The 22,003-nt window shown below is 38.8% G+C and carries 23 protein-coding genes; 17 read left to right on the forward strand and 6 right to left on the reverse strand.

Annotation, left to right across the window (positions count from 1 at the left end):
• Positions 1-196 precede the first annotated feature (196 nt).
• The 6 genes from KK487_RS15755 to KK487_RS15780 all read left to right on the forward strand — a co-directional run bounded on the left by KK487_RS15755 (position 197) and on the right by KK487_RS15780 (position 8,074).
• On the forward strand, positions 197-1,159 hold the full coding sequence (locus tag KK487_RS15755) for an oxidoreductase family protein (RefSeq protein ID WP_036955032.1): 963 nt from the start codon (positions 197-199) through the stop codon (positions 1,157-1,159).
• Positions 1,160-1,292: 133 nt separating this feature from the next.
• Complete coding sequence (gene upp, locus KK487_RS15760; protein ID WP_008115315.1) at positions 1,293-1,925, forward strand: uracil phosphoribosyltransferase; 633 nt, start codon at positions 1,293-1,295, stop codon at positions 1,923-1,925.
• Positions 1,926-1,934: 9 nt separating this feature from the next.
• Positions 1,935-3,173: a uracil-xanthine permease family protein gene (locus KK487_RS15765; RefSeq protein WP_028834749.1), complete on the forward strand. Its 1,239-nt coding sequence runs from the start codon at positions 1,935-1,937 to the stop codon at positions 3,171-3,173.
• A 146-nt stretch (positions 3,174-3,319) separates the two neighbouring features.
• The gene (locus tag KK487_RS15770; RefSeq protein ID WP_036954909.1) at positions 3,320-5,062 is read left to right on the forward strand and encodes an HAD-IIB family hydrolase; all 1,743 of its coding nucleotides are present in this window, start codon (positions 3,320-3,322) and stop codon (positions 5,060-5,062) included.
• The gene (locus KK487_RS15775; RefSeq protein ID WP_028834751.1) at positions 5,055-6,275 is read left to right on the forward strand and encodes a glycosyltransferase family protein; all 1,221 of its coding nucleotides are present in this window, start codon (positions 5,055-5,057) and stop codon (positions 6,273-6,275) included. The genes KK487_RS15770 and KK487_RS15775 overlap by 8 nt, the downstream gene beginning before the upstream one ends.
• Before the next feature lie 20 nt (positions 6,276-6,295).
• On the forward strand, positions 6,296-8,074 hold the full coding sequence (locus tag KK487_RS15780; RefSeq protein ID WP_128583288.1) for a sugar phosphorylase: 1,779 nt from the start codon (positions 6,296-6,298) through the stop codon (positions 8,072-8,074).
• 52 nt (positions 8,075-8,126) lie between these two features.
• Here KK487_RS15780 and KK487_RS15785 read toward each other — a convergent pair whose 3' ends face one another.
• Complete coding sequence (locus KK487_RS15785; protein WP_058155971.1) at positions 8,127-9,206, reverse strand: ABC transporter substrate-binding protein; 1,080 nt, start codon at positions 9,204-9,206, stop codon at positions 8,127-8,129.
• Between the two features lie 136 nt (positions 9,207-9,342).
• Between KK487_RS15785 and KK487_RS15790 the strand changes: the two genes are divergently transcribed.
• Positions 9,343-9,732 carry a cytochrome b562 gene (locus KK487_RS15790; RefSeq protein WP_128583287.1) on the forward strand — a complete coding sequence of 130 codons (390 nt, stop codon included), beginning with the start codon at positions 9,343-9,345 and terminating at the stop codon, positions 9,730-9,732.
• Between the two features lie 9 nt (positions 9,733-9,741).
• Positions 9,742-10,128, forward strand: a complete 387-nt coding sequence (locus tag KK487_RS15795; protein WP_016899710.1) for an OsmC family protein — start codon at positions 9,742-9,744, stop codon at positions 10,126-10,128.
• 54 nt (positions 10,129-10,182) lie between these two features.
• Here KK487_RS15795 and ykgO read toward each other — a convergent pair whose 3' ends face one another.
• Entirely contained in the window at positions 10,183-10,317 is a 135-nt protein-coding gene (gene ykgO, locus KK487_RS15800) for a type B 50S ribosomal protein L36 (protein ID WP_004586489.1), read from the reverse strand.
• Entirely contained in the window at positions 10,314-10,580 is a 267-nt protein-coding gene (locus KK487_RS15805) for a type B 50S ribosomal protein L31 (RefSeq protein WP_058155974.1), read from the reverse strand. Before KK487_RS15805 ends, ykgO begins: the two co-directional genes overlap by 4 nt.
• Before the next feature lie 252 nt (positions 10,581-10,832).
• Between KK487_RS15805 and KK487_RS15810 the strand changes: the two genes are divergently transcribed.
• From KK487_RS15810 to KK487_RS15820, 3 genes are all read left to right on the forward strand, one after another.
• Positions 10,833-11,102: a hypothetical protein gene (locus tag KK487_RS15810; protein WP_013463206.1), complete on the forward strand. Its 270-nt coding sequence runs from the start codon at positions 10,833-10,835 to the stop codon at positions 11,100-11,102.
• 277 nt (positions 11,103-11,379) lie between these two features.
• The gene (locus KK487_RS15815; RefSeq protein WP_013463207.1) at positions 11,380-12,186 is read left to right on the forward strand and encodes an alpha/beta fold hydrolase; all 807 of its coding nucleotides are present in this window, start codon (positions 11,380-11,382) and stop codon (positions 12,184-12,186) included.
• A 4-nt stretch (positions 12,187-12,190) separates the two neighbouring features.
• Positions 12,191-13,102, forward strand: coding sequence for a sensor domain-containing diguanylate cyclase (locus KK487_RS15820; protein ID WP_013463208.1), 912 nt, complete (start codon positions 12,191-12,193; stop codon positions 13,100-13,102).
• Between the two features lie 68 nt (positions 13,103-13,170).
• Here the strand turns inward: KK487_RS15820 and KK487_RS15825 are convergent, their stop codons facing one another.
• Positions 13,171-14,211, reverse strand: a complete 1,041-nt coding sequence (locus tag KK487_RS15825; RefSeq protein ID WP_008115296.1) for a metal-dependent hydrolase — start codon at positions 14,209-14,211, stop codon at positions 13,171-13,173.
• Between the two features lie 113 nt (positions 14,212-14,324).
• Positions 14,325-15,212 carry a LysR family transcriptional regulator gene (locus KK487_RS15830; RefSeq protein ID WP_171046524.1) on the reverse strand — a complete coding sequence of 296 codons (888 nt, stop codon included), beginning with the start codon at positions 15,210-15,212 and terminating at the stop codon, positions 14,325-14,327.
• A gap of 115 nt (positions 15,213-15,327) precedes the next feature.
• On the opposite strand from KK487_RS15830, the gene KK487_RS15835 reads away from it, so the two are divergent.
• The 5 genes from KK487_RS15835 to KK487_RS15855 all read left to right on the forward strand — a co-directional run bounded on the left by KK487_RS15835 (position 15,328) and on the right by KK487_RS15855 (position 19,970).
• Positions 15,328-16,500 carry an MFS transporter gene (locus KK487_RS15835; RefSeq protein WP_029609950.1) on the forward strand — a complete coding sequence of 391 codons (1,173 nt, stop codon included), beginning with the start codon at positions 15,328-15,330 and terminating at the stop codon, positions 16,498-16,500.
• A 147-nt stretch (positions 16,501-16,647) separates the two neighbouring features.
• Positions 16,648-17,463: a 2,5-didehydrogluconate reductase DkgB gene (dkgB, locus tag KK487_RS15840; RefSeq protein WP_013463211.1), complete on the forward strand. Its 816-nt coding sequence runs from the start codon at positions 16,648-16,650 to the stop codon at positions 17,461-17,463.
• 66 nt (positions 17,464-17,529) lie between these two features.
• Positions 17,530-17,817 (forward strand): putative quinol monooxygenase, encoded by a 288-nt coding sequence (locus KK487_RS15845; RefSeq protein WP_016899714.1) that lies wholly within the window; start codon positions 17,530-17,532, stop codon positions 17,815-17,817.
• 494 nt (positions 17,818-18,311) lie between these two features.
• Positions 18,312-18,896, forward strand: a complete 585-nt coding sequence (locus tag KK487_RS15850) for a LemA family protein (RefSeq protein WP_016899715.1) — start codon at positions 18,312-18,314, stop codon at positions 18,894-18,896.
• 12 nt (positions 18,897-18,908) lie between these two features.
• The gene (locus KK487_RS15855) at positions 18,909-19,970 is read left to right on the forward strand and encodes a DUF3137 domain-containing protein (protein WP_215522191.1); all 1,062 of its coding nucleotides are present in this window, start codon (positions 18,909-18,911) and stop codon (positions 19,968-19,970) included.
• Positions 19,971-20,211: 241 nt separating this feature from the next.
• On the opposite strand, the gene KK487_RS15860 is transcribed toward KK487_RS15855, so the two are convergent.
• Positions 20,212-20,865, reverse strand: coding sequence for a DUF6058 family natural product biosynthesis protein (locus KK487_RS15860; RefSeq protein ID WP_016899717.1), 654 nt, complete (start codon positions 20,863-20,865; stop codon positions 20,212-20,214).
• A 172-nt stretch (positions 20,866-21,037) separates the two neighbouring features.
• On the opposite strand from KK487_RS15860, the gene dapA reads away from it, so the two are divergent.
• A complete protein-coding gene (gene dapA / locus KK487_RS15865) occupies positions 21,038-21,955 on the forward strand; it encodes a 4-hydroxy-tetrahydrodipicolinate synthase (protein ID WP_016899718.1) in 918 nt (305 codons plus the stop codon).
• The last annotated feature ends 48 nt before the right edge of the window (positions 21,956-22,003 follow it).

Here is a 22,003-nt window from a genome sequence, read left to right on the forward strand (position 1 = left end):
GTATTTCAGCGGGTAAAGCGCTCAATTCGACGATAAGTTTGTAGTGGCATAGTTAATTTTGCCGCCCATTCAAAAACTAGCATTCGTTTTTTACATACAGGGTTGTGAAAAAACATACAGAGCTTTTTACTAAGACCTTTTATTAAAAACACCGTCTAATGTTAAGCTAACTAAAATTTAGCAACCTAATATGGCTATGTCTTTTTATCTTTCGTTACTTACCCCGCATTTTCAACGTATAGCTATTGGCGAAACCCTAACCTCGCTTTGGAGTGGCTGTGGTCAAATTGTGAAGTGTCAACTTGATGAGCTAGCCTGTGTGATTAAAGCGATTAAAGTACCCGATCATATTAATCACCCTAAAATTAAACAAAGCAGCTTTGCGCTTAATAGAAAGCGTGACTCTTACCACGTTGAATATACGTTTTATCAGCAATTTAGCCATAAACTGCCCAAGCAAGCGGCAGCTATTGAATGCATTAAAGCAATCAACAAAGGCGATGAATTTGCCTTGGTGTTTAAAGATTTTTCAAAGCTGGGATACACCCAAGCAACCACCGAGAATATAAAAGCCATATTAAAGTGGTTGGCACATTTTCATGCCTTTCATTTAAATGCCTTTCATTTAAATACAAAGTTTGATGGCTTATGGCCGCAAGGAAGTTATTGGCATTTAGATACACGCCCTGATGAATTTAATAACTTGCCTGAAAAGTCCGATATTAAACAGGCAGCTACTCAATTAAATAACGCGTTAAAACAATGTGACTACCAAACGTTAATTCATGGTGATGCCAAGCTTGCTAATTTTGCCACTAATAGCCAAGGGCATATACTCGGTTATGACTTTCAATATGTGGGTGCGGGTGTTGGGGTGGTAGATGTTATGTATTTTATGACCAGTTGTATGGATGATTCTGAGCTTCACAAACACGCACAAACCTACCTCAACTATTATTTTAGCCAGTTTAAAAACGCACTCAGTCACTACCAACCAGCAGTGAATGCGGATGACGTTATTGCACAATGGGCTCATTTATGGCCGGTGGCGTGGGCAGACTTTTATCGGTTTTTACTTGGGTGGAGCCCCGAGCACAAAAAAATTAACGGCTACATGCATGCTCAGGTAAATAATTGGTTAGCCAGTAACAACTCATAAACACAAAAAGTTGAACAGTTGTGGCTAAATTAAATATTTAGGCACGAACTATGAAATCAGGGCTAAAATTAACAGTCAAACGGCCTGTTTTAATATAAAATACGTCAAATTTTTTATCACTAGGTTTATTACTATGGCTATTCACGTTATTTCTCACCCCCTTGTTCAACATAAGTTAGGTTTAATGCGCGCGCATGGAATTAGCACGAAAAGTTTTCGCGAGTTGTGTTCAGAAGTTGGCACATTATTAACTTACGAAGCCACTAAAAACCTAGAATTAGAAGATAACGAAATTACAGGTTGGGACGGTAATAAACTTAAAGTTGAGCATATTAAAGGTAAAAAAATTACCGTGGTGCCAATTTTACGCGCAGGCCTTGGGATGATGGACGGCGTAATGCAATTACTCCCAGCGGCTAAAGTGAGTGTAGTGGGTTTAGAGCGTAACGAAGAAACACTTGAGCCAGTACCTTATTTTGAAAAGCTAGTAGGTAATATTGATGAGCGTTTGAGCTTAGTGATTGACCCTATGCTGGCTACTGGTGGCTCTATGATCGCCACCATCGATATGCTTAAAAAAGCGGGCTGTAAAGAAATTAAAGTTATTGTACTGGTTGCTGCGCCTGAGGGCGTTGAAAAAACATTAGCCGCTCACCCAGATGTAGAGATTTTTACTGCCTCAGTTGATAGCCACCTTAATGAAAAAGGCTATATTATCCCAGGATTAGGGGATGCAGGTGATAAAATTTTCGGTACGGTTTACTAGGGTTTAGCAGTGCAAAATAATTCTACGTTTTCAATAAAAACCATTTTAACGGGTGCCCAAATGCTATTTGTAGCGTTTGGTGCGCTGGTATTAGTGCCTATTTTAACGGGTCTCGATCCGAGTGTTGCGTTGTTTACCGCAGGTTTAGGTACTTTGTTGTTTCAATTTGTCACTAAAGGCCAAGTGCCTATCTTTTTAGCCTCGTCATTTGCGTTTATTGCACCTATTATTGCCTCAGTGCAAATGTGGGGCATACCCGCCACTATGGGCGGCTTAATGGCAGCGGGCTTTACTTATATGCTGTTGAGTTTATTGGTGAAGTTTAAAGGCACAAAAACCTTACATAAAATTTTGCCGCCAATTGTGGTCGGCCCAGTCATTATGGTGATTGGCCTAGCACTCGCGCCAGCTGCGGTTAATATGGCCATGGGTAAAAGTGGCGATGGTGGTACACAAATTATTGCCTACGACAGTGCCATTATTATTTCTATGTTCTCATTACTAGTAACTTTAGTGTTTGCCGTGTGGGGCAAAGGGGTATTTAAACTGATCCCTATTTTAGCCGGTGTTGTTGCCGGTTACACGCTATCGTTATTTATGGGTGTAGTACAGTTTGAAACAGTCAGTAATGCACAGTGGTTGGCAGTGCCTAACTTTGTACTGCCAGAGTTTAAATGGCAAGCCATTTTGTTTATGGTGCCGGTGGCAATTGCGCCTGCTATCGAACACATTGGCGACATGATGGCAATTAGCCAAGTTACAAAAAAAGACTATTTGAAAAAGCCAGGGCTACATCGCACTTTATTTGGTGATGGGTTAGCCACGTCTGCTGCGTCATTATTTGGCGGCCCACCTAACACCACTTACTCAGAGGTAACCGGTGCGGTAATGCTAACTAAAAACTTTAACCCTAAAGTGATGATGTGGACTGCCATTATTGCAATTTGTTTAGCGTTTGTGGCTAAAATGGGCGCGGGCTTGCAAACCATTCCGGTCCCTGTAATGGGCGGCATAATGATTTTATTATTTGGCTCTATTGCCGTTATTGGCTTAAATACCTTAGTTAAATCGGGCGATGACTTAAGCGAACCACGCAATTTAAGTATTGTGGCGCTTATTTTAATTTGCGGTATTGGTGGTATGCACATTGGTAGCAGCCAGTTCAGCCTTGAAGGTGTGAGCTTATGCGCTGTTTTAGGCATAGTATTAAATTTAGTATTCCCAAAAGCACAGAGCAACGAGAATTAAATTTGCACTGTGGTTAAAAATATTGCACCAAAAAAGCGCATTTTAAATGCGCTTTTTTTTTAACCTACTAAAAAGTAACAATAAATAATATTGGTCTAGTAACTGCATTTCCTTATTCATACCCTATAGTTGAATCAGGGATTGTTATATTGGAGGCCAATAGTGTGGATATAAATGCTTTTTTAGTAAAACATCAATTGCCGTTGAAATATCAATATATTAGTGAGCAGTATTTTTCTGTGATTGCTCAGGATATTTTAACCAGCAAAAAAAATGCGCCTTTATTTGTTGCCATCAACGGCTGCCAAGGCTCAGGAAAAACCACGCTTGGTGACTATTTAGTGACTTGGTTTGAGCAAAACACCCACCTAAATTGTGTCGCACTCTCTATTGATGACTTTTATTTATCAACCCAAAAACGTCAGCAGCTAGCACAAGATGTGCATTGTTTATTTGCCACCCGTGGAGTTCCAGGCACACATGATGTTGCCCTTATGGATAAAACCATTAGTCGCTTGTTAAATAAAGAGGTTAATGTACCGCTGCCACGTTTTGACAAGCAACAAGATGAACCTGTAGCAAAAAATAAATGGTTAACCAATAGTCAGCCAGTCGATATTGTTATTTTAGAAGGGTGGTGTGTAGCCAGTGAGCCACAGCAGCCTTTTACTTTAATTGAGCCCATTAATGAGCTAGAAAAATCATACGATCAGCAAGGACTATGGCGCCGCTGTATTAATAGCTGTTTAGCCAATGAGTATAAAACCGTATTTAATAAAATTGACTACACAATTATGCTTAAAGCGCCGAGTTTTGATGATGTATTTGCATGGCGACAAGAGCAAGAGCACAAGCTAATCGCAAAACAAGGCCAAGGCGCAGGCACCATGACCGACGAGCAGCTGCTTTGGTTTATTTCTCACTTTGAGCGTATTACCCGAGAAAATTTAAATACCCTCAGTGCCAAAGCAAATGCGTTAATAGAGCTTGATAGTCACCGTGATGTAGTCGCAATGCAGCTAACTAGCGACAATATTGGTCAGCCCATTATTTTTACCGATTTAGATGGTACGTTATTAAATCATAGAGACTACAGCACCGAAGCGGTCGACACTTTATTACAAGAGTTGCAATACAGCGGTGTGCCGGTGGTATTTAACACTAGTAAAACGTTTAGTGAAGTGGTGGCACTGCAACAAGCGCTCAATATTAAACAGCCTTTTATTGTTGAAAATGGCTCGGCTGTTTATATTCCTAAAAATTATTTTAATCTCAGACCCATTGGCTGCAGCGAATACCAAGGTTATTGGTGTTATTCATTTGCGGCACCCATTAGCAATTTATGGGCTGATTTAACACATTTAAAAAAAGACTACAGCGACCAATATAGTTTATTCAGTGAGTTATCGTGTGAGCAGGTAATGCACATCACAGGGTTAAACGCGATACAGGCGGCGCAAGCACAGAATCGTCAATATTCAGATCCGCTCTGCTGGCATGGCGAAGAGCACAAACTCAACGAATTTATAAACGCAATAACAGTGTACGGCTACGACGTTAAAGTAGGCGGGCGCTTTATCCACATTGGTAAAAATACCGATAAAAGCATGGCGCAGCAATGGCTGGTGAAACAGTTTACTGCGCAGTTTACTAAGCCGCTAAGCATTATTGCGCTTGGGGATAGTGATAACGATAAGCAAATGCTCGAAGAGGCAGATATTGCCATTATTATTGCCAATCCAGAGAGTAAAAAGCCGGTTAAATTAACCCATAACAAAGCGCGCTATTCTCAGTTGCCAGCGCCGTTAGGCTGGGTAGAAGAAATCACTGCATTACCTTGTATTAACAGCATTTTACCCAATTTTGAGGAGTATAGTTTACATGGCTGATTTTTATCAAAATGGCATCATTACAACGTTACATAATATTGCCAACAGACCCGTAGACGATTTAGAAAAAGAGTTGCTGAGTTTTAGTAAGCAGCGACCCATGGGGCTTATTTTGCCCTCATTATTTAGTGAGTTAGAAGGCCCCGCGCTACAAAATATTGTTAAAGAGCTGCAAAAAGTACCTTATTTATCACAAATTACCATAGGCTTAGACAGAGCCGACGAAAGCCAATATCGTTATGCACTGAACTTTTTTAAAGCGCTTGATCAAAACCACAAAGTACTTTGGAACGACGGGCCACGCTTACAAGCGCTCGACAAAGAGCTTCAAGCCTTAGGTGTGGCGCCACGCGAGCTCGGTAAAGGGCGTAATGTGTGGTATTGCATGGGGTATAAATTAGCCACCGCTGAGGTTGAATCAATCGCCTTGCATGACTGTGATATTTTAACTTATGACCGAGGCTTATTAGCGCGGTTAATATACCCTGTTGCACACCCTCGATTTAACTATGAGTTTTGTAAAGGCTTTTACCCGCGCACCGCCAATGGAAAAATTAATGGCCGTGTCTCTCGGCTATTGGTTACTCCGTTATTGCGCTCGTTTAAAACCATTTTAGGCAGCCGTGATTACCTTGAGTACATGGACTCGTTTCGCTACCCATTAGCGGGTGAGTTTTCGTTTAGGCGCGATGTATTAAACGATATTCGTATTCCTAGCGACTGGGGATTAGAAATTGGCGTATTAAGCGAAATGTACCGTAACTATTCTCATAACCGATTATGCCAAGTCGATATTGCGGATAACTACGATCATAAACATCAGGCGTTATCGCTCGACGACCAAACCGCTGGCCTTTCTAAAATGTCGATTGATATCACCAAAGCACTATTTAGAAAGTTAGCAACGCAAGGGGTTACCTTTACCAGCGAAACTATTCGCTCATTAAAAGCCACATATTACCGTATTGGTTTAGATTTTATTGAAACCTATCATAATGATGCACTAATGAACGGTTTAACCCTTGATATTCACCAAGAAGAAAAAGCCGTTGAAATGTTTGCGCAAAATATCATGAATGCCGGTCAGCACTTTTTAGAAAACCCAATGGAAGCACCCTTTGTGCCGAGTTGGAATCGTGTGGCCTCGGCAATGCCAGACGTACTTGAGCGTTTAAAAGAAGCCGTTGAGCTAGATAACGAGCAATACAGTTAACATCATTAAACGAGGCGCCTGTGAGTATAGTTAAAGAACAGTTTTTTCAACGAGTTGAACAACATTTACATGCTATTTATCAAGATGTTGAATTACCGATAGCAATAAGCGAATTGACTGAAGAATTGATCACCTTAATTCTAGGTGATAACCCACTTCGCGATCCCACGCCACACACTAACCGCTGGGATGAACAAGATGTTGTGCTAATAGCCTATGGCGATTCGATAATAAACCATGAAGACAGTGATTTAGCCGTAGGCACCCCTTTAGAGGCGCCTTTAAAAACCTTGCATCGCTTTATAAAAGAGCAGTGCGATCATCAGCTTAATGCACTGCATATTTTACCCTTTTATCCGTATAGCTCAGATGAAGGATTTGCGGTAATGAACTATGCACACGTTAATGAAGCGCTGGGTGACTGGCAAGACATTAACGCGATTGCAAATGATGTAAAACTGATGGCGGATTTAGTCATTAATCATTGCTCTAGTCGAAGTATTTGGTTTGAAAACTTTTTAACTGATACACACCCCGGAAAAGATTACTTTAAAACAGCCAGTTTAACTGACGATTTAAGCCAAGTAGTTCGTCCTCGTACATCGCCACTATTAAATACGGTAACAACAACCAGTGGTGAAAAACATGTATGGTGCACATTTAGTCATGATCAAGTGGATTTTGATTTTGAAAATCCCGAGGTGTTAAAAGAGTTTGTCGGCATTATTCGTCATTATTTAGACAACGGTATTCGCTTATTTCGCCTTGATGCTGTGGCCTTTTTATGGAAACAACTTAATACCAGTTGTATAAATTTACCGCAAACCCACGAAGTAGTACGTTTATTACGAACGCTGATTGAGCATGCCGAGCCAAGTGTGGTGATCATCACCGAGACTAATATTCCCAATCAGGAGAACTTGTCTTACTTTGGTAATGCCAACGAAGCCCATGCAATTTACAACTTTGCCTTGCCGCCGTTGTTGTTGCATACCTTACTTAGTGGCGATAGTACGGCGCTTAAGCATTGGATGATGAGTATGCCGCCTGCACAAAACGGCACTGCGTATTTTAATTTTATTGCTTCTCACGATGGCATTGGTTTAAGGCCAATTGAAGGCTTGCTGCAACCCAGTGAGGTTGCTTCATTAGTCAGTACCACCATGCAGTTTGGTGGGCGCGTTTCAATGCGTACTAGTCACGATGGCACACATACCCCGTATGAGCTAAATATTGCCTTGTTTGATGCCTTACAAGGGACGCATAATGGCGCGGATAAATTTGGCCTTGAGCGCTTTTTATGTGCTCACGCCATTATGTTTGCAATGGAGGGGATCCCAGGGCTGTATATACATAGTTTACTTGGCACCACTAATGACTATGATCGCTTTGATAATTCGCAGCACAATCGCGCCATTAACCGTCATCGCTGGCAAGAGTCAAAATTATTAGCGGCAATTGCAGAAAAATATAGTCATCATCATCAAGTATTCAACGGAGTAAAACAGTTATTAGCAGTGCGTAAAAGGCAAGCGGCATTTCATCCTAATGCAACACAGTTCACTTTGCATTTAGGAGAGGGGTTATTTGGTTTTTGGCGACAAAGCATTGACCGCCAGCAAAGTATTTTTTGTATTTATAATATCAGCAGTCAGCCACAAAGCTTAACCTTGGCCGATTTGAACTTAATAAATACACAGCAATGGCATGAGCTGCTCTCTAAAACAGTGCTGGATGAAGAGCTTAAAACTATGCAATTAGCACCGTATCAAACACTCTGGTTATCTAATAGGGCATAATTAACGACGTTTAAAGTAATCAATGTAACTGTAAAGGGGCTTTACAGTTACATTACTCAAGCGCGAGTAGTAAGTTTTCTATAGTAAATTCAACTTTGTCTGGGCGGGTTTTACTAAACTGCGAAAAGTCTATTTCGGCTAGGTTATTCGCATTAATTGCATTATATAAAGGCTTATTTGTATCGTTGAGTGGCTGAAAAATATCATTAGTGCTGTGAAAAAGTGGCCAATGCTTTAAATCAGTATGGTTATCAAATAAGTTTATAATTGCATGAGCCCCTAATAAAACATGACCCCCTATCGATATATCAAGCGTGTATGCGTTATTAGGCGCAGAATCCCAGTTAATCCCACCCACAATAACCTGCGATTGTTTGTTTAGTTGCGTTAATGCTCTTTTAGCACCAAACGCAATGGCATCATTAGCGCACCAAATAATGTTAATTTCAGGCGCAAGTTGCATATAGGCCATGGTTTTTATATAGCCTTCTTGCTCAGACCAATTTGCAACCTCTTTAGCGGTTAAGGTTACTTTGGATGTTTGCACTAAAAAATCCATTAACCCTTGGGTACGTAAAGTGGAAGCAGGGGTTGTGTAGTCTCCTAGTAAAGCTAATGTATGAGCTGGCGTTTTTGTTTTATTGGTAAACTTTTTATAAAGCTGCTGCATCAATGATTTACCTGCAACACGATTATTTGGGGTAATACTGCCGACCACATTGACGCCATTTTTTTGCAATTGCTCGAGAGACGCAGGGGAAGGACGATTTAATAAAAAATAAATGGGAACCTTGTTACTGTCTATTTTAGATAGGTATTGGCTGGTGACATTTTTTTCGTTTACCAATAACAGGTAATCAGGCTTATCGTTAATGGCCTGCTGGATCAGCTCTTTCATTAAAATATGATTTCGATTGGCGTATTTTATAGTTAATGTCACATCTAAATCTGTGGCAGCATTTTGCATAATTTTAGAAACATGAAACCAAAAATCACCGGTTTTATTGCTATTAGCTTCAGTTGAATTTGAAAAGCCAGGATTGATGAATATGATCTCTAAGGCATTAATACTGTAACTACTGAATAGCAGGCAGGTATAAGTTATCAGGCGGTATAATTTAAACAAAGGCATATGTTTCTCTATAGATTTTATAAAGCTCGATTTTTACCTTGCTAACTAGCTCCGTGGTGACATCTAAGCGTTATGCTATATAATACCCCAGTAAGTTTAGCATGTATGCAGCAATTAATTTTTTTAGGATTTATGAATGAAAGCAGTTTTATTGTTAATAGTATTACTCTTTAGTCAAACAGTTGCCGCTAATGACGTAAGTGATTTAGAAAAGACCATGAAAAATATTGGGCTGGCTTATAAACAAAGTGTTGAAGCAACCCAACTTGAAGAATTTAATGGTGCTATCGATCAATTTATTGGATTGATAGAGCAAGGTAAGCAAGCCAAATTTTATAAAGAAGCTGAGAAGTCGGTGCAAGGGCTCGATAAAGTACTGGTTCAAGCCCAGTTGGCAAAAAAAGTAGCGAATGAGCAGGGACTCGAAGCTGCAAAAAAACCACTTAAAGCCATCGATAATTTACGCAAAAAATATCATAAATTACATGAGCCTCCAGGCTTTTTTGAATTACTGTTTGGAAAATAAGGATTAGCAATGGAAATTTCAGTTTCAATGTTAGATGGTCAAAAGTTGAGTGCTAAGTTTGGTGAGCATGAAGTGATAAGCGATCAAAGCATCAATGCCGGTGGTGGGGCAGAGCACCCAGAACCATTTGACTATTTTTTGGTTAGCATGGTTTTGTGCGCTGGTTTTTATGCGCGTAAATTTTGTCAGCAAAGAGAGATCTCAACCGACGGCATGACGCTGACACAAAATAACGAGAATGTGGATGAAAACGGTAAAAAACGTTTTTCTATTGAAATTGGGTTGCCTGAAGGTTTCCCCGATAAATATAAAAAAGCACTTATTGCTGCTGTAAATACATGCACCGTGAAAAAGGTTATTCAGGCAGTGCCTGAGTTTTCTGTTGAAGTAAAGTAAATGCCCTTTAATAATAATGCCGAGTAATAAACTCGGCATTATTATTTTATCCCACTATTTTTTCTTCATACCCTGTACGGCCTTAAATCTTGGGTTATCTTTACATATCACGAACACGCGCCCTTTACGTTTTACAATTTGACAACCAGGTCGTTGCTTTGCGCTTTTTAATGAACTTAATACTTTCATTTGCTTTCCTTTTTAGCCGAAGATAAGTTTTTAAAACGACGATTAAATTGCGCAACGCGGCCATCAGTAGCGAGCGTTTTTTGTTTGCCTGTATAAAATGGGTGTGAGTCAGATGAAACATCAATAGGCACATAGGGATATGTATTACCGTCTATTTCGATAGTGCGGTCGGTTTTGATGGTTGAACCTATAATGAAATATGAATCGGCTGCAGTATCATGAAAAGCAACCACATGGTAATCAGGGTGAATATTTGGTTTCATTAAACGCCTTTAATGTTATGTGATAGTATATCATTTAATTTAGCGCATTTAATTTCCCTTTGCAAATCATTTTAAATAGCTTGAACTTTGGTTAAATAGTCTTTAATGCACCGTAATTGCTGCGTATTTGCACAATCTAGTCAAAAAATAAGCACTTAGATCAAAAGTACTGGCTATTAGTATTTAGGCTGCTATAACTAGTTTCAGCAAAAAAAATAATAAAAATTTAAACACGTAGAATAGAGGTAGTTTATGAGTGACGCTCAAACAAAACAGGACCAAATCGACCAAGGAGTTATGGACACTCTAAGGGAGCGCGATCATAGTGTATTGGCAAAACAAGTTGACTCACTCGCATGTTCTCATAACGATATCATTGAATTGCTTGCTCATTATTTAGCATTAAGCGAACAAGAAGATGATGAGTTATTTGATGACTGGTTTGACTCTCTTTCAAAAGAACAACACACCGTGCTAAAAGTATTTGAAGTATATCGCGGACAGTATGAGCACCAAAACTAACTGTTTGTATTAGGCATATTAATTAGTCATTATGCTAACACTGGCTATACGATTGTAATTTAATGTTAAAAAGGCATTGTTTTTATAGATAAGCGAAATAATTAATTACACTTATTCAATAAAATAGTATGTACTTTGCCCCTTGATTATTTTTCAACTAACTAATTGATGTTTAAAGCTTTATAATAAGTTAAACTACATTTAGTGTTAAAATAGTAGTTTCGGCTCGTAGTTGAACTACCATTAATAAGTTGAAATAAGAAAGGGATAATTCAGCATGCAACATTTAAATGAAATACTCAGCAGAAACAACGTCAAAATAATTGGCAAGGGTGATAAAACCTTGGTGTTGGCTCACGGATTTGGTTGCGACCAAAACATGTGGCGATTTATTATTCCTGCCCTTGAACAACATTTTACTTTAGTGCTGTTTGATTATGTAGGCTCAGGTAACTCTGATGTGTCTAAATATAATAAACAGCGCTACTCAACCCTTGATGGGTATGCCAAAGACGTACTAGAAATATGTGCCGCACTTGAACTTACCGATATTACATTTATAGGCCACTCGGTTAGTGGCACCATTGGCGCACTTGCTGCCATTGAGCAACCAGAGCTATTTTCTAAGCTGGTTATGGTGTGCCCCTCACCGTGCTTTTTAAATTTACCCCCTGATTATTTTGGTGGATTTGAAAAACAAGACCTTCACGAATTACTAAACCTAATGGATAAAAATTACATTGGTTGGGCTAATTATTTAGCGCCTCTAGTAATGGGCAACTCTCATCCAGATGAATTTATAGCGGAACTATCGGGAAGTTTTTGCTCAACCGATCCCCTTATTGCAAAAACCTTTGCAGAAGCCACGTTTTTATCCGACTACCGTTTTATACTTGAACATATAAAACAGCCTACTTTAATTTTACAAAGTGAAAATGATGCTTTAGCCGCGCCTTCTGTTGGGGAGTTTGTAGCGAATGAAATTTCAAATGCAACACTTAAGGTTATTAGTGCGCATGGCCACTGTATTCATATGACGCACCCAGAAACAGTCAGCCGTTTAATTTTTGATTTTGTGAGTTAGCCACATGTCACTTGATAAAGTAGATGAAAAGCTTGCTGATTATTCCGCAGATCACTTTTTAAATGGTGCATTAGTGACAAATGCAGATAACATTATTGTTTATGCAAATACTTATTTTCAAAAGGAATTACAGTGGAATTGTAATGAGCTTATTGGCAAGTCGGTTGATAAAATTATAACTAAATCATCAAAAATATTTTTACAAAGTTATGTGCTTCCTACCTTACTGCATGAAAAAGCGTGTCAAGAAATGCAGTTAATTATGCTCAGCGCCCAAGGCGAGCGTATGGCCGTTACCGTTAATGCTCAGCTTGATGAAAAGGGCTATATATACTGGAGCTTTTTTAACGCGACTCAGCGAGATAAGCTTTACGACGAGCTGATTAAAACACGGGAAAAGTTAGAAGCGCAAACTGAACGCTTACAATCTTTAGCGTCTACCGATGAGTTAACCAATTTATTAAATAGAAGAGAGATGAATTGCCGCAGCGTGCTGTTACTCGAACAGGCTATGCGATCAAAGCAGTCGGTTGCATTGTTAATTATCGATATTGATAATTTTAAAGTCGTTAATGATACCTTTGGGCATTTAGAAGGGGATCGAGTTTTAAAAGAGTTGGGGCAACGTCTTAAACATTTTGGTCGACAAACCGACCTTATTTCTCGTTACGGCGGTGAAGAGTTTTTAATTATGGTGCCAGATACAAATAAAGCAGATACTTTGTCATTTTGCCAAAGGCTGCATTTATTAATTGCTGAAATTAAAGTAGGTAATCGCCCAGTAACCGCCAGTATTGGGGCAAGTTTGAGTACTGCGAAAACGACGTTTACTGATTTATTTGCCCAAGCCGATAATGCGGTATATGAAGCCAAAGAGCGCGGAAAAAACAGAACCCAATTATACGATAACCCCTAACTAAATAGAGGTAAACTCAACAAGGTATTGAGTTGAGTTTACTCAAAAGATGGCAGTTATAGTTGGTATTATTGCTCTACACAATTATTTTTTGCTAATGGCGATGCCAATACGGTATCGGGGTGCCAAATTCTATCCCATATTTTAGGTAGGTTGTTTAAGTTGGGTCTTTGACTTATTTTTTCAAAATTACCGACACTGATTGCTGAGCCATCTTTCTGACCGACAACAAAATTAAACACATAAGCACACTCCATGCCCATGCGTAAATCAGAGAGAATAACTTTGTCTTGCTGCTCGCGAACGGAATAAAACCCTTTTGTAAACCACTGCAAGCGTTTAACACCCCATTCATTTTTAATCTCGTTTAGTAAAGAAGGGGTTGTTTGGTATGCATTTAAGGTAACCTCGTTGGGTGTATCAAACACCGATGCATAGCCTTCATAATATTTCCCATCCGACATCACAACCACCCGCCAAAGTAAAGTAGTAAACGGTGCTGGAGTGCTAATGTATTCATTGACTGTGATGTCTCTGTTTTGTAGCGCAGTGTTGACTTTATCGTCAATAACAACTTTAAGAATAAGCGAACAACATAAATAGAGAGTACTTACTGTGAGCGTAATTGCGTTAATTTTGTAGGCGGTTGGGGCGGTTATTTTTGGTATTAAAGTGCCTATAACCCCTACTAATAGCGGTAACGTGTAGAGGGGATCAATAATAAACATATTTGAAATTGCAAACGGATGCTCTGTAAGTGGCCACATTAATTGCGTACCGTACACAGTAAGTGCATCCAATAGTGCATGGGTTGATAAACACAAAAACACTAACCAAAACCAACGTGTTTTATACGCTTGCATGCCAGTGTGTATTTTTAAAATTAGCCAAACAATCAAAGGGCTAATTAACAAGTGCACAAAAAATGAATGGCTAAAGCCACGGTGATAAGTAAATGCTTCAACACTGCCGCCATAGGGTAAAAACACATCTAAATCGGGTAAAGTGCCCAAAATAGCGCCCCATAACACCGCTTTGCGGCCCACTTTGTTACCTAATACTGCGTACCCTACGGCGCTACCTAACGCAACTTGTGTTAAAGAATCCATACTACCTCATCTAAATAATGCAACTGCAATGTTTATACTCAGCTTAATCTTAAAACCGTCAATAATGTAAATTATTTCATTAAGTTGCTCTTTAAACTCAATTTAAAAGTGATTTATAAACTTAGTCGCGGTTGTATAAAATCTAAAAATGCAACGATACGGGAAGAAACCGCCTCATTTTTGTAATAAACGCCATAAATAGATTCTCGATTATTTGGGCTACTTACGCTGTGAGGTAAAACTTCTATTAATCGTTTTTTGGCTAAATCTTCTGCAATCATAAATTGTGAGAGAAGTGCTATGCCTTGATCAGCAATACATAAATGCCTAATGGTTTCGCCGCTGCTAGCCCTTAAATCAAAGTGCAGCGATTGCTCATGCTTCAAGGGCCATTGATTAAGAGTATTGGGTTCACTGAAACCAATTAGGTTATGGTTTTTAAGATCTGAAACTTGCTGTAACGGTGGCGCATTTTTTAAATAATCAGTGCTTGCGACCAATTTTAATTTACTTTGGCCTAATTTACGCGCATGCAGGTTTGAATCTTTTAAGTCTCCAATGCGAATAGCTAAATCTGTTTTGCGCTCAAGTAAATCAATAATATTGTCGTGTGAGGTAATATCGAGCGTGATTTGCGGGTATTGCTTTTTAAACTCATTAACTAGTGGCGCTAGTTGATGCAAAACAAAAGGGCTTGCTGCATCTATACGCAAGTGCCCGCTAGGTGCTTGCTTAAGTAGGTTAATTGTTTCTTCGGCGCAAAGCAGCGTGTTTAAAGCCTTTCGCGCATATTCTATGTATATATGCCCTTCCTCGGTAAGTTCTAAGCGGCGTGTTGTTCTATTTAGTAATGTGCAGTTTAGCCTGCTTTCAAGACGAGATAGTGCTCTTGAAACTTTAGCTACATTTAAATCAAGTAAACTAGCCGCACCGGAAAAACTGCCACAATCAACAATGGTAATAAACATTTCTAGATCTTCAGTTTTAGCTTGAACAGGCATAAATTCACTCATTTATATTTGCAAAATAAACAAAAGTATTTTGCCATTTATGCCATTTATTGCAAAGGCATTTTTACTCACACTGTACATCTATTTTAAAAATGAGGATGTAACTATGCCATTGGCTTTATGGGCGCTTACCTTAAGCGCATTTGCAATTGGAACAACAGAGTTTGTTATAGTGGGTTTAGTGCCAACTATTGCAAACGATTTAGGCGTGAGCTTACCATCAGCAGGCTTACTAGTGAGCTTATATGCGGTTGGTGTAGCTATTGGCGCACCGGTTCTCACTGCATTAACGGGTCGCTGGAACCGAAAAGTGGTACTTATAAGTCTTATGGGCTTATTTGTTATGGGTAACTTATTAGCTTGGCAAGCCCCTAGCTACGAAACGTTAATAATAGCACGCATTTTAACTGGACTTGCTCACGGTGTATTTTTCTCTATTGGCTCAATGATAGCGACAAGCTTAGTAAGTAAAGATAAAGAGGCTAGCGCCATTGCAATTATGTTTACCGGCCTTACGGTAGCGCTAGTAACGGGTGTGCCATTAGGTACTTGGATAGGGCAGCACTTTGGTTGGCGCGCTACATTTTTAGTGGTGTCATCACTTGGTATTATCGCTTTAATTGGAAGTGCTGTATTAGTACCTAAAAATTTAAAGCAATCAGTACCGGCAACCTTTAAAGAGCAACTTCAAGTTGTTACTAAACCTAGATTACTGCTTGTGTATTTAATGACAATTTTAGGCTATGGCGGCACGTTTACTGCGTTTACTTACTTGGCCCCCATTTTAGAGCAGCAGACAGGATTTGCATCTTCAACAATTGGCATAATTATGCTGGTATATGGTGTCTCAGTGGCTGTTGGTAATATATGGGGTGGAAAATTAGCTGACAAGCGAGGCCCGATCAGTGCGCTGAGCATTATTTTTAGTGCACTTACTGTAATTCTACTGATATTTACTTTTACCATGGAGTCAAAGGTTGCTGCCGTATTAACCATATTAGTTTGGGGGGCATTTGCATTTGGTAATGTACCTGGTTTGCAGCTTTATGTTGTTAAGCAAGCTCAGCAACATACTCCTAACGCAGTCGATGTTGCATCTGGATTAAATATAGCAGCATTTAACATTGGCATAGCATTGGGTTCTATTACGGGGGGCCTTGTAGTAGAGCACATGGAACTAAAAGATACCGCATGGATTGGCGCCGTTGTTTCATTGCTGGCTTTAATAGTCACCCGGTACAGTGGCAGGCTAGATAAACAAAATGTTCAGGCTAAATAAAGCGAAACTTATGTAGGTTAGTCTTGAAATAAAAATGAATGACCTCAGTATTTTCATGAGGTCGAAATTTTAAATCAAAAAGTAATCGGTGTATTTAGTAAACACGACGTTTGAATTTTAAACCAATTATTTAATAAGGATAAAGCTATGACACAACGTGTAATTGAAATGCCAGACTTAGGTATGGGTACTTTTCGTTTAGAAGGTAAAACTGCTTATGAATCTGTAAAAATGGCGTTAGAAGTAGGATTTCGTCATATTGATACCGCGCAAATTTATGGCAACGAAGAGCAAGTTGGCCAAGCCATTAAAGACAGTAATATTCCCAGAGATGAGTTATTTATTACTACCAAAGTATGGAACAATAAACTCAATAAAAACGACTTTATCGCAAGTGTAGAAAAATCATTAGAAAAGTTACAAGTTGACTCGGTTGATTTATTGCTAGTTCACTGGCCTGCACCATCAAACAATGAGCCTATGAGCGAATACCTGACTGAGCTACTAAAAGCTAAAAAGTTAGGGTTAACCAAACATATAGGTGTATCAAACTTCACTATTGCGAACTTAAAAGAAGCGATGCAAACGTTAGACTCGCGTGAAATATTTACTAACCAAGTAGAAGTGCATCCCTATTTAACCAATACCAAACTGCGCGCCTTTTGTGCTCAACATGACATACATGTAACAGCCTATATGCCGTTTGTGGTTGGTAAAGTGTTAAACGATCAAACCATTATAGATATTGCTAATAAACACGATGCAACGCCAGCGCAAGTGGTTATTGCATGGGAAAATGCCAACGGCATGACCACAATTCCATCATCGACCAAGCGTAAAAACTTAGAAGATAACTTTAACGACAAGGTAAAACTTGATGATGAAGATATAGCGCGAATTGATGGCCTTGATTGCAACGACCGCCAAGCAACGCCTGACTTTGCACCACAGTGGGATCAATAACCAAAAAGCCAGAACCAAAACAGGTGCAGTTGAGCTGCACCTTTATTATTGAAACAAGGAACACCCATGTTAACGGTAATTGCTACACTATCGAGTGAAAATAGCGATGCAGAGCGTCTATTAACCGAGCTCGAAAACTTACAACAGTCCTCGCGCCAAGAAGTAGGCTGCCTGCGTTACGAACTATCAGTTAAAAACGAGGCTGAGCAACCCACCTATTTAGTGAGTGAGCAATGGGCGTCTAATGAGCACTTTGAAGCCCATAAAAACGCGCCCCACTTTAAAGCGTTTGGTGATGCAGTCGGTACATTTATTACCTCTACTAATATTGATGTGTATAAAACCATTGGTTAGCAGCACAAAGCTAATGCCCAAGTAGGGGCTGTAACTTACAGCTCCCTTTTTTAATATGATTTCCAAATACTCCCTACAAATATAAGCCATTCTATAAGTATAATGGTGCAACTCACTCAAATCCTCTGCGTGAAGAACTGTCGCCGGAAGAGTCGAAAGAGCGCTTGAAGTGTTTTTTTGAAGATATTGTTTCGATTACTGGAGATACCTAACAATCTGGTACTTACTTTAACTACAAAGAGCTTGCACTTTCATGTCTGTGATTTAAGTTTTGCAACGACATTTATTTAAAATTGAAACTAACCTTCTCAAGTTGCAAGAAATTAAATGTAGAGTTTAATAATAGTAAGTTTTGTAGAACAATTTCAGGATCTTTTTTAGGTTGGGATCATTTAATAAAGTTAATTTATCTCAGGTTATTTATTTAACGTTTTTTTTTAAAATTAATTATGTTATAAAGTTTGTGATGGACTATTTTTTAACAAGGGATTGATATGTCAGAGTTTTTCAGTAATAACTGGGTTGTGATCGCAATCGTCGTTGTTTTTGTTGTTATTTTTTATGCATGGTATGTATCAATTATTACTAAACGAAATGCGATGCAAGAGGCTTTTTCTGGTATAGATGTACAATTGAAAAAGCGAACAGAATTAATTCCTAATATTTTAGCTATCGCTAAAAAGTTTATGAGTCATGAAAAAGAGCTGCTTGAAGAGATAACACGTTTACGCAGCAACATATTACAATCAAGTAGTAATAATGATACTGATGAGCGTTTTAAATTAGAGGGACAGTTGCAAAACTCACTATCGGGTTTAATGGTTGCTGTGGAAAACTATCCAGAACTTAAGTCAGATAAAACTATGCTTGATGCACAACGTACCTATGCTGACATCGAAGAACATATTTCAGCGGCAAGACGCAACTTTAATAGTGCAAATCGAGTACTTAGAAATAGTATTCAGGTGTTTCCTGGGAATATTATTGCAAGCATAATAGGTGTTCGAACTGTTGCTTTCTTTGAGGTCTCAGAGTCTGAACGTCAACCAGTCATTGCCACAGACATATTAGATTCTTAATAAGGATTTGATATGTTGAATAAAATATCAGAATTCACTGATTATTTTGATGCTTTTAAACTACGCTTTGGGCAAAAAAATAAAGAGCTTAATAACGCTTATGCATCAGATGAGTTAAAAAATACATTTGAAAATGACATTAAGCCTCAATTAAAGTCAATTGAGCTAAATCGTGAGTCATTGCATGCAAAATTTATTAAACGTAAGCGTCAGCTAAACTTTGTAATTTTGCCTATCGCGGCTTTGATTACTATTTTTGCTTTATTTGCAGGTGAAGACGGTAGTTTCTTGTATATAATTCCAGTATCTTTTTGTATCGGAACCGGATGGGCATACAAGCCAGCGCTTGATTATGTTCGTCATTATAAACTTAAAGTAATGCCAATCCTTGTGAAAATGTATGGCGACTTTACTTATTCACTTAAATCGAATTTACAAGCAAACGACATCAAAAATTTAGCTATTGCTTCTAATTTTGATTATCTAAAAACTGAAGACTGCGTAACAGGAAAGATAGACGACATTGGATTTGAATTTACTGAGTTAACTCTTCATAAAAGAAGTAAAAATGGTAGTAATAGAGTATTTAAAGGGTGTTTAGTCTTACTTACAATGCCTTTTAATTTTAATTCACATACGCTTGTGAAACATGATCATGGCAAGGTATTAAACTGGCTCACTAAAGATAACAAAGCAACTGAGAAAGTCGCCCTAGAAAACGTCGACTTTGAAAATAAATTTGAAGTTTATTCAAATGATCAGGTTTTAGCGCGTTATATTCTAACACCGGTTATGATGGAACAACTGCTGTCGTTATTATACGCCTTTGTTATGAAAGTTAATGCTACTCAACTTGAATGTGAATTTGTTGGCAATAAAGCCGTATTTTTTATTCGGCATACAGAAAACCTCTTAGAGCCAACTTGGATCGACCAGTCAGCATTTGAAATTAATGCGTTACCACTTATTGAACAAGAGTTGGCCTTGCTCATATCAATAGCAAAACAATTGAATCTAGATCTAATGGCAGCTCGTAGAGTCTCAAAAGAAAATAACTTGGACAGTAAGTCTTAATATAGGTCCTAAAGCTCCACTACAGCTAAGTTCTTATCGATTTATGTCGAATAGAAGAAAGATAGCCATAACTTAGGGCTCTAAAACACGGTTAATATTCTCACATAATTCGTTACTGCTATAGGGATTAAAAACAATCAAGCTTGAGCAAACAATAAAAGCGCAAAAAATGTGTTCAGGGCTTTAGCAGCATTCAAATAACAACCTTAAATAGCTAAACTCCTCAGCCAAACACGACCCTTTACTTAATCGATAAATCGTATTTTAAAATAAGAGCATCAATATAGCGGCTACGTAATGTGAGTTGCTTTTCGTGATCGGCGCCATGGCTGAGGGCTTTATTTAAAAGCTTCATAGCAGGATGAATGCGGGTGCGCTCATCCTTATCTAAACTGGCTTTGCTGCGCAGTTCGGTTATATCGTCTACTAATAATCTGCCAATATCCACAGCCACAATTTCATCAATTAAGCCGTTTTGGGTGAGCACGCCATATTTGCTGCATAAAAATTGTTGCCATACTTGCTGTAAATGTTCTTCTATTTCACAGCCAAACAATTCTTCGTTAAATATAAAGCCTTGCTGTGCAAGCTTTGCCAAACATTGGGTATAGTGCTGGGTAAACAGATTAAAAGCTTGGTTAGATGATTCAATTTTTTGTTTAACTAATCCTTGCCCCCAATTTACACAACCTCGGGGATAATAATCGTCGTATTCTTCACATTCATATAACCCTGAATAAGAGCTGCAGCTCATTTGATTTTTAATGCAATAACTGGGTTTAGGGAAAATGCTCTGTGCTTGCCAATTTTCAAGAGTTTCAGTGTCTATGTTGAGTGCTTGGCATAACTCATCAGTGTGATAAAAGTGAGTGCTTAAATAGTCAGATAAACGCATAGTGGCTCGCTTAATAGTAAAAAACAAAATACTGTTTATTTATACAGTTGTTTATTTTGTATCATCAAACTCAATAACACAAGCCATTTTATAATTAAATACTGGCTATCACTGCAAATAGCGCGGTAAATATGGTACAAATAGGGCAAGTATTAATAACAATGATTTTTTTATGCGCACCCTAGAACAAATTAAACAAGCAAGCCTTATTACTGCAATTAAAACACCTTACTTAGCCAATGGTGAGATAGATATTGCAAAGTATGATGAACTCGTTGAAATACAAATTGCAGCGGGTGTTGACGGCATAGTTGTTGGTGGCACTACCGGTGAAGGCCAATTAATGAACTGGGAAGAGCACTTAATGCTAATTGCGCACAGTGCCAATAAATTTGGTGAGCAATTACTGATTGTAGGTAACACCGGCAGTAATAATACGCGCGAAGCAATTAAAGCAACAAAATATGGTTTTGCCAGCGGCATGCATGCCTCATTACAAATTAACCCTTACTACGGGCGCACATCAATTGCCGGTGTTAAAGAGCACTTTAAACGTGTGCTTGATATTGGTCCGGCGTTTATTTACAACGTAGCAGGGCGCACAGGTCAAGACCTCACCCCTGATATTATTGAACCACTGGCCCAGCATGAGCACTTTATTGGTGTTAAAGAATGTGGTGGCAATGAGCGTATAGCGCACTATGAACGACAGGGTATTGCGTGTTGGTCTGGTAATGATGACGAAGCACACGATGCACGCCATACTCATAAAGCACATGGCGTTATTTCAGTTACGTCTAACCTGATCCCGGGTTTGTTCCGTCAATTAATGGATAGCAAAAATGATGCGCTAAATAATTCATTACAACCATTAATGAACTGGCTGTTTTGCGAGCCAAACCCAATTGCCATTAACACCGCGATGATCATGACAGGCGCGGTTAACCCAGTGTTTAGAATGCCTTATGTGCCGCTTAGCGATGAGCAACAGCAACAAGGTGAAACCCTAATTAATCAGCTTAATGAGCAAGATTTTGTCGGTAGTCGAGCGCAGTGTGTGGATATTAGTAAGGTTTTGATTTTATCTTAAACTGTTAGACTATTTATTAAATACTAAATTTTCAAAGCAGCCTACTGT

It is taken from the genome of Pseudoalteromonas sp. SiA1 (assembly GCF_018732205.1).
Classification (GTDB): Bacteria; Pseudomonadota; Gammaproteobacteria; order Enterobacterales; family Alteromonadaceae; genus Pseudoalteromonas; species Pseudoalteromonas tetraodonis.

What these genes read in the sequence shown, in the direction of transcription:
- KK487_RS15835 (WP_029609950.1), top strand. Translation starts at nt 15,328, where the DNA reads ATGCCATTGGCTTTATGGGCGCTTACCTTAAGCGCATTTGCAATTGGA.
- KK487_RS15815 (WP_013463207.1), top strand. Translation starts at nt 11,380, where the DNA reads ATGCAACATTTAAATGAAATACTCAGCAGAAACAACGTCAAAATAATT.
- KK487_RS15795 (WP_016899710.1), top strand. Translation starts at nt 9,742, where the DNA reads ATGGAAATTTCAGTTTCAATGTTAGATGGTCAAAAGTTGAGTGCTAAG.
- KK487_RS15755 (WP_036955032.1), top strand. Translation starts at nt 197, where the DNA reads ATGTCTTTTTATCTTTCGTTACTTACCCCGCATTTTCAACGTATAGCT.
- KK487_RS15825 (WP_008115296.1), bottom strand. Translation starts at nt 14,211, where the DNA reads ATGGATTCTTTAACACAAGTTGCGTTAGGTAGCGCCGTAGGGTACGCA.
- KK487_RS15860 (WP_016899717.1), bottom strand. Translation starts at nt 20,865, where the DNA reads ATGCGTTTATCTGACTATTTAAGCACTCACTTTTATCACACTGATGAG.
- KK487_RS15810 (WP_013463206.1), top strand. Translation starts at nt 10,833, where the DNA reads ATGAGTGACGCTCAAACAAAACAGGACCAAATCGACCAAGGAGTTATG.
- KK487_RS15820 (WP_013463208.1), top strand. Translation starts at nt 12,191, where the DNA reads ATGTCACTTGATAAAGTAGATGAAAAGCTTGCTGATTATTCCGCAGAT.
- KK487_RS15785 (WP_058155971.1), bottom strand. Translation starts at nt 9,206, where the DNA reads ATGCCTTTGTTTAAATTATACCGCCTGATAACTTATACCTGCCTGCTA.
- dapA (WP_016899718.1), top strand. Translation starts at nt 21,038, where the DNA reads ATGCGCACCCTAGAACAAATTAAACAAGCAAGCCTTATTACTGCAATT.
- KK487_RS15830 (WP_171046524.1), bottom strand. Translation starts at nt 15,212, where the DNA reads ATGCCTGTTCAAGCTAAAACTGAAGATCTAGAAATGTTTATTACCATT.
- dkgB (WP_013463211.1), top strand. Translation starts at nt 16,648, where the DNA reads ATGACACAACGTGTAATTGAAATGCCAGACTTAGGTATGGGTACTTTT.
- KK487_RS15850 (WP_016899715.1), top strand. Translation starts at nt 18,312, where the DNA reads ATGTCAGAGTTTTTCAGTAATAACTGGGTTGTGATCGCAATCGTCGTT.
- KK487_RS15775 (WP_028834751.1), top strand. Translation starts at nt 5,055, where the DNA reads ATGGCTGATTTTTATCAAAATGGCATCATTACAACGTTACATAATATT.
- KK487_RS15790 (WP_128583287.1), top strand. Translation starts at nt 9,343, where the DNA reads ATGAAAGCAGTTTTATTGTTAATAGTATTACTCTTTAGTCAAACAGTT.
- upp (WP_008115315.1), top strand. Translation starts at nt 1,293, where the DNA reads ATGGCTATTCACGTTATTTCTCACCCCCTTGTTCAACATAAGTTAGGT.
- KK487_RS15845 (WP_016899714.1), top strand. Translation starts at nt 17,530, where the DNA reads ATGTTAACGGTAATTGCTACACTATCGAGTGAAAATAGCGATGCAGAG.
- ykgO (WP_004586489.1), bottom strand. Translation starts at nt 10,317, where the DNA reads ATGAAAGTATTAAGTTCATTAAAAAGCGCAAAGCAACGACCTGGTTGT.
- KK487_RS15805 (WP_058155974.1), bottom strand. Translation starts at nt 10,580, where the DNA reads ATGAAACCAAATATTCACCCTGATTACCATGTGGTTGCTTTTCATGAT.
- KK487_RS15855 (WP_215522191.1), top strand. Translation starts at nt 18,909, where the DNA reads ATGTTGAATAAAATATCAGAATTCACTGATTATTTTGATGCTTTTAAA.